The sequence below is a fragment of the Methylobacterium sp. CM6247 genome, assembly GCF_054817925.1.
Window position 1 is genome coordinate 4,181,036 of sequence record NZ_JBTXKX010000003.1, and the last position, 14,600, is coordinate 4,195,635.

Genomic DNA, 14,600 nt, shown 5'->3' on the forward strand with positions numbered 1-14,600 from the left:
CTGGCCGTTTGAGAAGAGCATCGGCGTGGATTGGCTACATCTCGCCCGAACAGCCCTCGTGGCCGCGCTCGGGCTGTTCGCCGTACAATGCGAGGCATGCTCGCTTCGCATTGAGAAGCTTGTCGCGGGGCTCGAATTCGCCTTTAGCGGGCCTTGAACGCCTTGATCAGTTCGATGCCTGCCCGCAGCTTGGCAGTCCGCGCGTCCGATGTCCTGAGGCTGCGCACCATCTCGGTGAGGCACAAGGTCGCTCGCAGGCCTGTCGGTATACGTCGGCGGAAATGAAAGGTGCGTCCACGCAGGACGACATTCGCGATCGGCGCCACTCCGCTCCTGCGGCACCTGGCTGGGTGCCTTGTGTAGCAGCGGTGTGTAGCAACAGGCTCACACCGCAGGGCGACTGCGCGAGGAGCTCAATAATCTGAAGGGCTTAGATGTGACAGTGGCTGGGGGACGAGGATTCGAACCTCGACTAGAGGAGTCAGAGTCCACTGTTCTACCGTTAAACTATCCCCCAACGAACCCTTTGAAGACAAGGCGTTTTTTACCGCCGCTCTTCGAACTGGGCCGGAAGCTTCGTGAGCGCCTCCGAACGAGGTTGTTCGCATAAGCCACTGCTCCCGTCCGGTCAACCACCCCGATGATGCCAAAATCACCGAGGATGTATTTCCACGGTCGGCGTCTCGCGGGCGGCGGAGTCGACTTCCCCGCCCAGCCGAGACCGGCCTTGCCGAGGGAGATGCAACCCGCCGACATCCATGTCACGCATTCCCGACGCGACGCACGCGCGCCCCCGCTCCTGACTGGCCGGATGTGCTGCGGCCGTGGGGCCATTCGTCCGATGGGAAAATCGTGCGTAAATGTCAGCTCACCGAAACATCCATACTTGTCCGGGGTTGGCGAAGAGAGCGTGAGGCCCGATTCATTCCGGCGACGTTTCGGGCGGGGACCGTCAGTGTTCGAGGAACGTCACAGGGTCCGCGTGGAATGAGCCCCGCCGGACAAGAGCGCTCCCGCCGCAGGGCGAGGGAGGTCACGGGTTGAGCGCGCGCGAATACGATCTCCTCGTCATCGGCGGCGGCATCAACGGCGCGGGTATCGCTCGCGACGCGGCCGGGCGCGGCCTCGGGGTGCTGCTCTGCGAGAAGGGCGATCTGTCCGAGTTCACTTCGTCCGCCTCGACGAAGCTCATTCATGGCGGTCTTCGCTACCTTGAACATTACGAGTTCCGACTGGTGCGGGAGGCGCTGGCCGAGCGCGAGCGCCTATTGCGGCTCGCTCCCCACATCATCTGGCCGCTGCGCTTCGTTCTGCCACATGACGAGGGCTTACGCCCTGCCTGGATGCTGAGGCTCGGCCTGTTTCTCTACGACCACCTCGCCCGCCTGCAGACCCTGCCCGGCTCGGCCTCCCTGCGCCTGCAAGGCACGGATCTGGGCGCGCCGTTGCAGCCGCGCCTGACGCGCGGGTTCGCTTATTCGGATTGCTGGGTCGAGGATAGCCGCCTCGTGGTGCTCAACGCCATGGATGCGCGCGAGCGCGGCGCCGAAATCCGGACGCGCACCGCCGTCGAATCCGCCCATCGCGATGAGACATCCTGGGTCGCCACGATCCGCGACGTCGTATCCGGCCGCCGCGAGACCATACGTGCGGGCATGGTCGTCAACGCCGCTGGTCCCTGGGTCAGTGAGACCCTGGGGCGCACGCTCGGCCTCGCAAGCCGTGCGACGGTCAGGCTCGTCAAGGGTAGCCATATCGTCGTGAAGAGGCTCTATGATGGCGCGCAGGCCTATATCCTGCAACAGCCGGACGGGCGGATCGTCTTCGCGATCCCCTACGAGCGCGACTTCACCCTCATCGGTACCACGGATGTGCCCCATGGGGGGGAGCCGGGCCCGGTCCGAATCTCCGAGGACGAGACCCGCTATCTCTGCGACTGCATCAACCGGTCGTTCCGGGCTCGGGTCGGCCCCAACGACGTGGTGTGGAGCTTCTCGGGCGTGCGCCCGCTCTTCGACGATGCCGCCACGAATGTCTCTTCGGTCACTCGCGACTACGTCCTCGATGTCTCGAACCGCGATGGCCGCCTGCCCGTGCTCTCGGTCTATGGCGGCAAGATCACCACCTACCGGCGCCTCGCCGAACACGCGATCGATAAGCTCGCCCCCTATCGACCGGGGTTGAAGCCCGCCTGGACCGCCACTGGGATTCTTCCAGGCGGCGACATGCCGAATGCCGATATCACGAGGTTCCTCGGCGATCTCATGGCGCGACGGCCCTTCCTGCCGCCGATGATGGCGCGGCGCCTGGCCCGTGCCTATGGCACCCGCACGGACGAACTACTCGGCACGGCCCGAACCCTCGCCGATCTCGGCACCGATTTCGGAGAGGGACTCACGGCGGCGGAGGTGGATTACCTGATCGATCGCGAATGGGCACGCAGCGCGCAGGATATCCTCTGGCGCCGCTCGAAACTCGGCCTGCATCTGTCACCCGAGGGACAGGCTTGGCTCGAAGACTATATGACCGGCAGGGCCAGCGCGGCCTGAGAGCCGATGGACTCGCGCCCGGCCTCGCGAGCCGTACAGGAAACGACACGCTCCAAGGATAGGAGGCGGCCATGACCCGTTATGTCGGTGCCCTCGATCAGGGCACGAGCAGCACGCGCTTCATCGTCTTCGATCGCGGCGGCGCAATCGTCGCGTCGGCCCAGCGTGAGCACGAGCAGATCTATCCCTGCCCCGGCCATGTGGAACACGACGCGAACGAGATCTGGCGCAACACCCGCATCGTCATGCGCGAGGCCCTGGCGATGGCGGGGTTGGTCGCTTCCGACCTCGTCTGCATCGGTATCACCAACCAGCGCGAGACGACGCTGATCTGGGATCGCGCCACCGGGCGCCCGCTTCACAACGCCCTGGTCTGGCAGGATACACGGGTGGACGGGCTCGTGAGCGAGTTCGCGCGCGATGGCGGCAAGGACCGCTTCCGGACGGTCACGGGGCTACCCTTGGCGAGCTACTTCTCCGGCCTCAAACTCGCCTGGCTTCTCGACCGGGTACCCGGCGCCCGCGTAGCGGCGGAGGCCGGGGATGTCCTGTTCGGCACCATCGATAGCTGGCTCGTCTGGAACCTCACGGGCGGACCCGCGGGCGGTCTGCACGTCACCGACGCAACCAATGCCAGCCGAACCCAGCTCATGGCTCTCGACACCCTCGATTGGGATCCCGGCATGATCTCGGCCTTCGGCATCCCGCGGGCGATGCTGCCGAAGATCGTCTCCTCGAGCATGGTCTATGGCGAGACGCGCGGCGCCCTCCCCGGGGTTCCCATCGCCGGCATCCTCGGCGACCAGCAGGCGGCCCTGTTCGGCCAGGCCTGCTTTTCGCCCGGCGAGGCCAAGAACACCTACGGCACCGGCTGCTTCGTGCTGATGAACACCGGGACGGCGCCGGTACCCTCCACCTGCGGCCTCGTCACCACCCTCGCCTACCGGCTCGGTGATCAGGACCCGGTCTATGCGCTGGAAGGGTCCATCGCCATTACGGGGGCCCTGGTGCAATGGCTGCGCGACAATCTCGGCCTCATTCGGGACAGTGCCGAGATCGAGCCCCTCGCCCGCACCGTGGAGGACAATGGCGACGTGTATTTCGTGCCGGCCTTTTCCGGGCTCTACGCGCCGCATTGGCGCGAGAGTGCGCGCGGCATCATCGCGGGCCTCACCCGCTACGCCAACAAGGGCCACATCGCCCGCGCCGCTTTGGAGGCCACCGCCTACCAGACCCGCGAGGTCATCGAGGCGATGGAGACGGATTCTGGGATCGCCATCAAGGAATTACGGGCCGATGGCGGCATGGTCCGCAACGACCTCCTCATGCAGTTCCAGGCGAACCTCCTCGCGGTGCCGGTTCTGCGCCCGAAGGTGACCGAGACCACAGCACTGGGCGCCGCATACGCGGCAGGCCTCGCCACGGGCTACTGGGCCGGCACGGGCGACCTCGTCGCCAATTGGGGCGTCGACCATCGCTGGCACCCACGAATGGACGAGGACCGGCGCAACCGGCTCTACGCCGCCTGGGGCAAGGCGGTGACGCGTTCGTTCGGGTGGACGGAAGCGACGGGATGAGGAAGGTCGGCCATTGCCGGCCTTCTTCGCCTCACCGTGACCCATCGAGAAAGAAATTGGAGGCCTCGCCCGGAATCGAACCGGGGTGCAAGGATTTGCAGTCCTCTGCGTAACCACTCCGCCACGAGGCCTCTCGCACATCCCATCGATGAGGGAATGGCGCCCCCGGATCGGACGGTCGATCCGGGGTGACCGGTCTCTTACAGAGCCCGGGCCCCGTCCGCAACGGGGATTCCGCGACAGGAGGCCAAACGGAGGCGAGGCCGTAAACAAAGCCGACAAATATGCGAAGAGGCCTTGCGTCCCGCCAAAGCCGTGTGTAGAGACCCCGCCGTGGTCCCCGATAGCTCAGTTGGTAGAGCAAGCGACTGTTAATCGCTTTGTCGTAGGTTCGAGTCCTACTCGGGGAGCCAATTTCCTCTTCGGTCGATTGTGACGCCGAACGAGGTATGGGTGTGAGACCGAGCGGTCTCCTCATTTCAAACCTATTCCTGTTCAACCTCGGCCATCCATGAGCGCTTCGTTCCGCCGGACCGGCTATGCGTGGGTAGTGCAATGCGGTAGCGTCACTCGGTGCGGGGGACGTCATATTTTCGGCGTGTAGTGCTCGCATTGAGCTTCTATGTTCTCGAGCGGACGGGGCCTTCCTGACGATGGCAAAGATCGCTGACTCCGGGGGCAGTCAGAGACGGGGGCATGTCATGCTGCGGTCTATCTCCATCGTCGGAACCGCATTGCACGTTCGATGAAGTCTGCAAACATCCTGATGGACTACACGGATCTGGTGTCCTTCTTCAAAAGAGGGTTGCCGATCACCGGGATCCAGCGCGTCGTCTATGAGATCACCAGCGCTATACAGGCGGACGATCTCGACTGCGTCATCACTCCCATCGGCATCACCCCCTTCAAACGGCGGCTCGCGCCCATCAGTGCCCCGATGTTAGAGCTCATCGAGGCCTATGGCCGGACCAATACCGTCAAGGGGCGCTCCCTCGTCGCCAAGGCGGTGGAGGAGCTGAGTTATGTCCGCATCTTCAAGAACCAGCCGGCGGCGGCTGCCGACAGTTCCATGCCCCGGTCCGCCCCGTGGCTCGTCATGCTCGGGGCGAGCTGGTCGCGCTCGAATTATGCCGGCATCGTCAGCGCGCTGAAATCCGCCAACATCTCCTGCCGCAAGGCGATCCTGGTCCACGACATGCTGCCGATCGAGCAGCCGAAGCTCACCTTCCGTTCAGCCCATGAGACGTTCAAGCGCTGGATTGATCTCGTGCTCGAGACGGCGGACGTGATCTTCACGCCATCTCGCGCCACCGCGGAAGCCTTGATCGCCTATCAGGGGTTCGATTGCGGGCGGATCGTGACCCTTGATTTCGGTGTGTCGCAGATCGGTGACAACACTCCGCCGAGGCCGTTGAAGGTGAAGGGGCCCTACATCCTCTACGTTTCGTCGGTGCATCCGCGGAAGAATCACCGGGTCGCCATCAAGGCTTGGTCATTGGCCTTCAAGGGCAATGAGGAGGCGGCCCCGAGCCTGGTCTGCGTCGGGCATAGCAAGCGCAGGAAGCGCATGATGCTGCGTGCAATCATCAGGCGGACGCCATTGCTGGCGCGGAAGCTCCACTTCCTCGCAAAGGTCGATGATCTGGCCCTGCGGACCCTCTACAAGAATTGCCAGATGTTCGTGTTTCCCTCTCGCTACGAGGGTTGGGGGCTACCGGTGGCCGAGGCCCTGAGCTTCGGTAAGTTCGGCATCGTCTCGAAGACCACGTCCTTGCCCGAGGTTGGTCGGCACTTCGTCGACTATGCCCCTCCCCATATGACGAGGGAATGGGCCGACAAGATCAAGGCCTATGCCACCGATCCCGAGTTGCTCCGAGAGAAGGAGCGCGAGATTCAAAGAAATTATCGGCCGGCCACTTGGACCGATACAGGTCGGCAGATCATGGCGGCGCTAAAACGTGTGGACGAAGAGGCTAAGACCGTCCGGGTCGGCAAGCACCCTGCCCCGCCCGGCCGGGCCGCTCCCCCGGCAGGCGTCGCACAGTTAGGCGTCTCTCAGACCACGCCGTAACGTCGTTCGCCCCCTCCCCGTCTTTCGAAGTCGTGAAATCCCGCCCTGGACACCCTGCGGAATCCGCCTTAATCAGGCGCACCAATGACTTGAGAGGATCGATGGATTCGGGAACCAGGCAATCGAATGCGGAATGACCTCAATGTCCATTGGAGGATAGGGTCGGTTGTTGCGTTGAATTGCCGAATTTATAGTCAATCAAGTGACAATTTTATTTTTATGCAACGTTTTTCTTGGCTGCGATGAGACGAGAACAAGAGTTTAGGTCGTATCGATGCTCGCGGATCTGAGTTATGTCATGGCGATGCAATCGTCGTTTTTGTTTTAGATAATCTAAGAGCTGAGGACGTGATCTATGGCGACATCCATCACCCGGTACGTGCGTGAAAAAGGCGAGATTCCGCTGGCCTGGGCCGGTTCGACCCTGGACATGAACTATCTCAACTTCGGCGACGCCTTGAGCCCGGTGATGATCGCGCTGCTCTCGGGCAAGCCGATCCGCAGAACGCCGATGAAGTCCTTCGCGCCTCGCCTGTCCTGCGTCGGTACGATCGGACACGGCTTCGCCAATGGTCAGGTCTGGTTCTGGGGAACGGGCTGCTCGAACTGGGCCAACCCCTCGGCGCCGGCGAACGAAAAGAAGCCGTTCGTTCCTTCGGCGGATTCGCACTTTACCGTGACCGCCACACGTGGGCCTGTCTCAGAATCGCTCCTCTCGGCCAAGACCCTCTCGCATGCCGTTCCCTACGGTGACCCAGTCTGGCTGCTGCCGCTTTTCTACAAGCCGACCGTCAAGAAGCGCTACAAGCTCGGTGTCATCCTACACCTGTCGGAGCTCGCAAATCGCGAGATGGAGGCGGTGCCGCGCAAGGAGATCGCGCGCTTCAGAATTCCGGCCGAACTCGCCGACGACGTCCATCTCATCACGACCGTCACCGAACTGCATGTCGGCGCGCTTCAGTCGAAGATCGACGAGATCCTGTCCTGCGAGCGTATCGTTTCCACCAGCCTCCACGGGATGGTGATCGCGGAATCCTATGGCATTCCCTGCCTGTATTTCGCGCCGAGCCTGAGCAAAGACGGGCTGCAATCGGTGGAACTCACCCCCGAGGGAGATGTCGACCTACGCATCGTCGATCTCTACACCGGCCTCGGCCTGCCGAAGATCGATGTCTACAACCAGCCGCGGCCCAAGCCGAGCGACTGGCCCGCCATCATGAAGGCCATCGACAAGAGCTGGTCGCCGAAGAGCTTTGATGGCGATGCCCTGATCAACGCCTTCCCTGTCGATCTGAGCCCGATCTCCGCCGCGCCCGGCGAGACGATCTGGGAGCACAAGGCGCTGACTGACCTGAAACTACGTCACGATGTCAGCGAGCTGAACCGCCTGGACCGCAAGGAATTTCCGGGAGGTGCCAAAGTGGCAGCCGCCCGATTTCCTGACGAATCTCCCAAAGGCGCTCCCAAAGCCGCTGCGAGAGCTGTGGCCGAAAAGACTGTCTCCGAGCCAGCTGGCGAAGATGCTGCGGCGAAGCTAGAAAAAAAAAAGAGCTCCGTCGCTCTCCTGAAGCGCATTAAATCGACCCTGCCGCCCGGTTCGGTCCCCCTGGCCTGGGCGGCCAGTTCGCAGAAATTTCCCTACGCCAATTTCGGTGACGCGCTGAGCGCCGTTATGGTCGCCGCCATCTCCGGGCGCGTCGTGCGGCATGCGGCCTTCGACAGCAATTCCGAGCGTCTCGTCGCGGTCGGAACCATCGGCCATGCCATCACCAACGGGACGGTCCACATGTGGGGCACCGGTCTCGATGCCCAGCGCAGGCCGGGCAGTCCGAACCCGGCGCCCTATCAGCGCCCGGCGGGGACCGAGTTCCACGTCCATGCCGTGCGCGGCCCCAAGACCGGCGCCGTACTGAGGGCGCAGGGCATCACGGTGCCGGAGATCTACGGCGATCCGGTCTACCTGCTGCCCAAGTTCTGGCCCATGGACCATGTGGCGAAGACCCATGAGATCGGCGTCATCGTCCACCTGACCGAGCTCGCCTCCCAGGATCCCGCCGCCACCGTCCTCGACGTGATGACGCGCTACGGTATCCCCCGCGAGCGCAAGGGCGATATCCGGATCATCAATACGATCACCGAACGTGACGCCCCGTCGCTGCGCGCCAAGGTCGAGGAAATCGTGTCCTGCCGGCACATCCTCTCCACCTCGCTCCACGGCCTCGTGATCGCGGAATGCTACGGTATTCCGAGCGCCTGGTTCGCCACCTATGGCCAGGGCGAGGGCCGTGAACTCAAGCTCGACGACGATGAGGAGAAGGTCGATCACCGGGTGCGGGATTTCTATCTCGGCGCCGGTGTGACCCGCCTCAACGCCTTCTGCCTGGAGCGGCGCGCCAAGCCCGAATGGGACAAGGCCCTCGACTGGATCAAGGCCACATGGCGTCCCTTGGCCTACTCGCCCCAGGCCCTGTTCGAGGCCTTTCCCCTGCCGAAGGCGGTCGAGTTCGATGCGACGCCCTGGCCGGTGGAGCCGAAGGTGCTCAAAGCGCTCAAGTTCTAGGCTTCCGGCTCCGCGGAACGCGTCATATCGTCGAGTCCACGCGCCGATCTGGGAGAACTGAACTCCGTCCCTTTCGGAGACGTCACCGCCCGGGGAGCAGGAACGGAATGCTTCCGTCATGGACCCGGGCCGCCGACGCGAAGACGGCACTTGATCCAAATCTTTCATTTGGTCCGAGTCTTCTATCCTAGTCGCCAACGACCCATCGCAGAACCATCCAAGGAAGTCTGGAATGCCTAAAAGTGTGATGCTGGATGGGTACAATCTCGGCCTGGAGAAAGGGACCGGTGTCGCCACCTACGCCCGCAACCTGAGCTACGAGTTGCACGAGCTCGGCTACCGGACCGACGTCCTCTACGGGACCCGCGCATCGCCGGGCATCGATCCACTCCTGCGCGAGATCTCCTTCTTCGATCCGGCGGTGGGCGTCCCGCCGCAATGGCTGGTGATCCTGCGCTATCTTCGCGACCAGCTCACCTCGCCCCTGGGGCGGCGTGCGGTGAAAGTGCCGATCACCGGCACCGTCATCAGCAAGACATTCGAAGCGCGGATGCCGTATTTCGACCAGATCTGGAACAGCGTGAACCTGTTTGACGTCGCGCTCGCCTATTTCAAGACCTACAACCGCACCCTGCGCGTCAGCGGCCTGCGTACGCCCGACATCATGCACTGGACCTATCCTCTGCCGATCCGGATTCCGGGCGCCAAAAACATCTACACCCTGCACGACCTCGTGCCCCTGCGTCTGCCCTTCACCACCGGCGACATCAAGCGGCGCTACCTACGCCTGATGCGGCGTATCGTGAAGGATGCCGATCACATCGTCACCGTGTCCGAGACCTCGCGCCGCGACATCATCAACCTGCTCGGCTGCCCCGAGCACCGGATCACCAACACCTACCAGTCGGTGGAAATCCCGAAGAAGTTCGCCGAGAAGCCCGAAGACGTGGTCCGCCGCGAGATCGAGGGCGCGTTCGGCTTGCCCTATAAGGGCTATTTCCTGTTCTTTGGCGCCATCGAGCCCAAGAAGAATGTCGGCCGCCTCGTCGAAGCCTATCTCGCCAGCCAGGTCTCGGCACCTCTCGTCATCGTCGGCGGCGCGGCCTGGAAATCGGATGTCGAGTTCAAGTTCATCAATCCGACGACGAACTCGTATCTCGAACAGATCGACAACATGACCTACCAGCGCGACCGCATCCGGCGGTTCGACTACGCGCCGTTCTCCCTTCTCGTCAGTCTCATCCGCGGCGCCAAAGGCGTGGTGTTCCCCTCCCTCTACGAAGGCTTCGGCCTGCCGGTGTTGGAGAGCATGCTGCTCGGCACTCCGGTCATCACCTCCAAGGAGGGCTCGACGCCGGAGGTCGCCGGCGATGCCGCGCTGCTGATCAACCCCTACGATGCACGCGACATCGCCGACGCGATCCGCGCCGTGGATTCGGATGCGGATCTGCGCGGGCGCCTCTCCGAGATGGGCAAGGTTCAGGCGGCGAAGTATAGCCCCGAGATCTATCGCGGCCGCCTCAAGGAACTCTACGAGCGACTCTGAACGACCCTTTCCGGACCGCCGCCGGCCTCGTCGGCAGGCGGTTCGGACCACGATGAGGCCTCGACCCGAAATGGCGATTCTCGTGACCGGAGCGGCGGGCTTCATCGGTTACCATTTGGCCGATCACTTGCTCGCGCGTGGCGAGACGGTCATCGGAATCGACAATCTCAATGATTATTATTCGGTCGCACTCAAGCGTGACCGGATCGCCGATATCGCGACGCGCCGGGGCGACTCGTTCCACTTCCTTCCCCTCGACTTCTCGGATCACGAGGCCCTGGACAGGGGGCTGGACGGGCATGGGATCGACAGGATCGTCCATCTCGGGGCGCAGGCCGGGGTGCGCTACTCCATCGAGAACCCGCGCGCCTACGTTCAGGCCAACGTGGTCGGTCACCTCAACATTCTGGAATTCGCGCGCCACCGGGGTGTGGCGCATCTCGCCTATGCCTCGTCCTCCTCGGTCTATGGCGGCAATACCTCCCTGCCCTTCCGGGTCGAGGACCGTGTCGACCATCCGGTCTCGCTCTATGCCGCCACCAAGAAAGCGGACGAGTTGATGAGCGAGACCTACGCCCATCTTTATCGTCTGCCCCAGACGGGCCTGCGCTTCTTCACCGTCTACGGGCCGTGGGGACGGCCCGACATGGCCTTGTGGCTGTTCGCCAAAGCCATCTTCGCGGGCGAGCCGATCCGTGTGTTCAACGACGGTGCGATGCGGCGGGATTTCACCTATATCGATGACATCGTCGCCGGCATCCTCGCCTGCCTCGACAATCCGCCGCCCGATGACGGCGCGGACAAGGCGGGCGGCAGTCATGCGCCGCACCGGCTCTACAACATCGGCAACAACACGTCGGTGCCGCTTCTGCGCATGATCGACGTGCTGGAGGAAGCTTGCGGGCGTCCGGCGATCCGTCGGTCCGAGCCGATGCAGCCCGGCGACGTGAGGGAGACCTATGCCGATCTCAGCGCCATCTCCAGTGACCTCGGCTATGCCCCGACGACGCCGATCGAAATCGGCATCCCGGCCTTCGTGCGCTGGTTCAAGGCCTATCACCGGCTCGGTTGATACGAACCAGACACCCCCGCGTCGACGGCATTGCGGATGGACAGCGTCCTATCGGGGACCCGGCTGCTAGCGGGAGGTCCCTCATCCCCCAAATGGGGGATGGCAGCAATTGGCGGGATGCTAGTGTTCCCAGGATCGACGGGCTCGACCTTACCCGGGATTCCTATGGAACAGAGATGTTCATCGATTGCCGTATCACCTACGACCTCCGATCAGATGATCGGAGCCTCGACCTTTGGACAGTGTTCGACACCAAGACCGGCCGCCCGGCATTGGTGAATGGTGTCCGGCAGGTCGGGCTTGCCTTCGCTGCGGCCGACGCACTGGTCGACGTCCTGAACGCCATGGAGCGCGCCGCGCCTGGCTCGTCCGTAACCTGGTGAAGCAGGGCGCAGCGCCCTGGATCGTCGGTCTTCTCGCCCTCATGGCCGGGAGCGTTCGCGCCGTGAGCCGATCACGGGCGTGAACGACTTTAGCCCCTTCGGCGCCCCGTCCTTAAGACAACGCTAACCCTGTTCTTTTACCACGTTGGGGTCGGCGAGGAGCCGTCCCGATGTAAGGGCCGTGCGTCTTGGACGTGGGCGATCCTCTGGGGCGATCTTTGGCCGCCGCGTCCATCGCGCCGGTCCGGGATGCGCGAAGGGACGTCCGTGAAACATCCCGGGCAGTGGTCTTGTCGCGCGAGACGTTCGACGCCAGGGCCGCGGAGAGACAGTCGTCCGGGATGCGTGCAGGGCCGACCGCAGGATGGCACAGGACGGGGCTTCGTAGCCTGATCCTGACGGCCGCCGTCGCCTTGCCGGGGGTGCAGGCGCAGGCCCAGTCGCGCCCGGCGACACAGCCAACCACCCCGACTTTCGGCAGTACGAATCCCTCCTCCGCCACGGGTGCCGGTACCACGGGTGGTCCGACCCTGCGTGGGAGCGGCGCGTCCGGCGATGCATTGACGGGTGCCGCCTCCCCGAGCGACGGCCCTTTTTCGCAGACGGACGATGGTTCGGCCGGCACCGCTGCCCGGCGGCGCTCCCCTTCGCCCGTTCCGCCTGTGGCTTCGAGCGCCGGCAACAACCGCAATCCCACCGATCTCTTGCGCCTGCGCGCGATCCCACCTCGTCGTTTCGGCGTGGCGACGACGCGGCCGGTCCGTTCCATCGTGCGGACGCCATCGCCGGACCTGCGCCTGACCCCGGTGATCCGCAACGCCGTCGTCGGCGCGCCGCTGCCGACCCCGTCACCCGCCCCGCCCCTGGCGCCGTCCCTGACCCTGCTACCGCTCGCCGGGATCAGCACGCCGGGTGCTTTCCTCGGCTCGGCCCTGCGCAGGCCGCTGGTGGTGGACGAGGCCTATGCCCCCCTCGGCATCAAGCTCGGGACCTTCACCTTCCTGCCGGTGTTCCAGCAGAGCGTGGGCTACGACACTAATCCGGACCAGATCACGCCCAACCGCGCCAAGGGGTCGCTCGCCCTGCGCACCGAGGGCGAACTCGCCTTCCGCAGCGACTGGTCCTCGCACGAACTCGCGGGCGAACTCCGCGGCGGCTATCTCGACTTCCCTGACAACCAGGCCGCCAGCCGGCCCAACGGCGCGGGTACCGTTCGCCTGCGCCTCGACGCCAACCGCAGCACCACCGTCGATGTGGAGACCCGCTTCCTCGTCGACACGCAGCGGCCGGGCTCGCCCGACATCAATGCCACGCTCTCGAACCGTCCGATCGTGGCGAGTTACGGCACGACGATCGGCGTCACCGAGACGTTCAACCGTTTCCAGGTCTCCCTGCGGGGCCTCATCGACCGGTCGGAGTTCGAGAGCGCGACGCTCTCCAACGGGGCGATCCTGAACCAGAGCGACCGCAACCTGAACCAGTACGGGCTGAGACTGCGCGCCTCATACGAGATCTCGCCGGTCATCTCGCCCTTCGTCGATGTCCTGGCCGATACCCGCGTCTATGACCTGCGCACGGATTCCAACGGGATCCGCCGGAATTCCGATGGCATCACGGTCACGGGCGGCGCGCGCGTGGCGCTCACCCGTTTCGTCAACGGCGAGGTCTCGGCGGGTCTCCAGCATCGGACCTATGTCGATCCGGGCCTGAAGGACCTCACCGCGCCGATCATCAATGCGGCCCTGATCTGGACGGCGAGCCCGCTCACCACGGTGCGGCTCAACGCGGCCACCGGCATCATCGAAACCGCCGTCCCGGGATCGAGCGGCGTCCTGACCAAAGCGGTGACGCTGGAGGTGCAGCACGACCTCCTGCGCAACCTGTCGATCACGCTGGGCGGCGGTTACCTCGCTAGCGACTACGACCGGGTCAACATCACCGAGCGTGGTTTCTCAGCCACCGCACGGCTCGACTACCGCTTCAACCGCTGGCTCTCCCTGCGCGGCAGCTACATCTACCAGCAGATCGACAGCAGTTCCGCTGGGTCGAGCTTCAGTGCCAATACCTGGCTGCTGGGGCTACGGGTCACGCCTTGAGGGGGCTCGGGCCGCCTCCTGAAACCTGAGCGTCCGCAGGGCTTCAGGCGGCCTCTGTCAGGTGCCGGATAAGGCCCTACCGCGCCAATGCCAGCGACGCGCCGGACTTGGAAAGCGCACCGTCCAGCGCCCCGCCGCCCTGGCGCAGGCGGGCCGTCACGGTGCCGCCTGGCTGGTAGAGATAGACCTCGCCGTCGCGGTAATCCCAGGCGGTGACCTTCGCCAGATCCTTGTTGGCGCAACCGGACGCATTCGCCTTGTAGAGGTCGAGGGCGGGGGCGCTCGACAGGGAGACCTTGCAGGTCGCGCCCGTGGCGTCCCTGGCGTTCCAGCTTCCCACCACCGAGGAGCGACCGCTCGACACGACCGGCGGAGCCGGCGGCGGCACATAGACCGGCTCGGCAACGACCGGGGCGGGCGCGACGGCCACGTCCGTACCTACCGGAGGCGGGGCGTCGACAGGGGCGGCGCTGGCGCCGGGGGGAGGAGCAAGGGGGGAAGAGGTCACCGGACCGGCGGGCATGGCCGGTGCGGCCGGCTCGAGAGCGGCCTGGGCACCGAGACCGGCACGGCTGCCGCGGCTCGGCCCATCGAGGCGCGACGAGCTGCAGGCGCCGAGGCCTGCGGCAAGGGCGACGAGGGCAACGGTCGACAGGACTTGACGCGGCATCGATCTCTCTTCCCGGCGGGGACATCGGCAATAGACCGCTGCGTCACCGCCAATTGCGCTGACGGCAAGGCAATGC

Annotated in this window: 10 protein-coding genes and 3 tRNA genes; 9 read left to right on the plus strand and 4 right to left on the minus strand. The window is 64.6% G+C overall.

Annotated features, from left to right (window positions below):
* Positions 1 to 143 precede the first annotated feature (143 nt).
* Positions 144 to 326, minus strand: a complete 183-nt coding sequence (locus tag ACYQOP_RS20715; protein ID WP_348646135.1) for a DUF6538 domain-containing protein — start codon at positions 324 to 326, stop codon at positions 144 to 146.
* Between the two features lie 117 nt (positions 327 to 443).
* Positions 444 to 517 (minus strand) — tRNA-Gln (locus tag ACYQOP_RS20720).
* Between the two features lie 523 nt (positions 518 to 1,040).
* On the opposite strand from ACYQOP_RS20720, the gene glpD reads away from it, so the two are divergent.
* Both glpD and glpK read left to right on the plus strand, forming a co-directional pair.
* Positions 1,041 to 2,549: a glycerol-3-phosphate dehydrogenase gene (gene glpD / locus ACYQOP_RS20725; protein WP_461223736.1), complete on the plus strand. Its 1,509-nt coding sequence runs from the start codon at positions 1,041 to 1,043 to the stop codon at positions 2,547 to 2,549.
* A gap of 71 nt (positions 2,550 to 2,620) precedes the next feature.
* Entirely contained in the window at positions 2,621 to 4,126 is a 1,506-nt protein-coding gene (gene glpK / locus ACYQOP_RS20730; protein WP_461223738.1) for a glycerol kinase GlpK, read from the plus strand.
* 57 nt (positions 4,127 to 4,183) lie between these two features.
* Here glpK and ACYQOP_RS20735 read toward each other — a convergent pair.
* A tRNA-Cys gene (locus tag ACYQOP_RS20735) sits at positions 4,184 to 4,257 on the minus strand.
* 206 nt (positions 4,258 to 4,463) lie between these two features.
* Here ACYQOP_RS20735 and ACYQOP_RS20740 point away from each other — a divergent pair.
* The 7 genes from ACYQOP_RS20740 to ACYQOP_RS20770 all read left to right on the plus strand — a co-directional run bounded on the left by ACYQOP_RS20740 (position 4,464) and on the right by ACYQOP_RS20770 (position 13,854).
* Positions 4,464 to 4,539: transfer RNA gene (locus ACYQOP_RS20740), tRNA-Asn, on the plus strand.
* Positions 4,540 to 4,871: 332 nt separating this feature from the next.
* On the plus strand, positions 4,872 to 6,197 hold the full coding sequence (locus tag ACYQOP_RS20745) for a glycosyltransferase family 4 protein (protein WP_461223740.1): 1,326 nt from the start codon (positions 4,872 to 4,874) through the stop codon (positions 6,195 to 6,197).
* A gap of 355 nt (positions 6,198 to 6,552) precedes the next feature.
* Complete coding sequence (locus ACYQOP_RS20750; protein ID WP_461223742.1) at positions 6,553 to 8,757, plus strand: polysaccharide pyruvyl transferase family protein; 2,205 nt, start codon at positions 6,553 to 6,555, stop codon at positions 8,755 to 8,757.
* A gap of 232 nt (positions 8,758 to 8,989) precedes the next feature.
* Positions 8,990 to 10,303 (plus strand): glycosyltransferase, encoded by a 1,314-nt coding sequence (locus tag ACYQOP_RS20755; protein WP_461223743.1) that lies wholly within the window; start codon positions 8,990 to 8,992, stop codon positions 10,301 to 10,303.
* Between the two features lie 70 nt (positions 10,304 to 10,373).
* The gene (locus ACYQOP_RS20760; RefSeq protein WP_461223745.1) at positions 10,374 to 11,375 is read left to right on the plus strand and encodes an NAD-dependent epimerase/dehydratase family protein; all 1,002 of its coding nucleotides are present in this window, start codon (positions 10,374 to 10,376) and stop codon (positions 11,373 to 11,375) included.
* A gap of 242 nt (positions 11,376 to 11,617) precedes the next feature.
* Entirely contained in the window at positions 11,618 to 11,758 is a 141-nt protein-coding gene (locus ACYQOP_RS20765; RefSeq protein WP_461223747.1) for a hypothetical protein, read from the plus strand.
* Between the two features lie 341 nt (positions 11,759 to 12,099).
* On the plus strand, positions 12,100 to 13,854 hold the full coding sequence (locus ACYQOP_RS20770) for an outer membrane beta-barrel protein (RefSeq protein ID WP_461223749.1): 1,755 nt from the start codon (positions 12,100 to 12,102) through the stop codon (positions 13,852 to 13,854).
* Positions 13,855 to 13,930: 76 nt separating this feature from the next.
* On the opposite strand, the gene ACYQOP_RS20775 is transcribed toward ACYQOP_RS20770, so the two are convergent.
* Positions 13,931 to 14,524 (minus strand): AprI/Inh family metalloprotease inhibitor, encoded by a 594-nt coding sequence (locus tag ACYQOP_RS20775; protein WP_311274396.1) that lies wholly within the window; start codon positions 14,522 to 14,524, stop codon positions 13,931 to 13,933.
* Between the last annotated feature and the right edge of the window lie 76 nt (positions 14,525 to 14,600).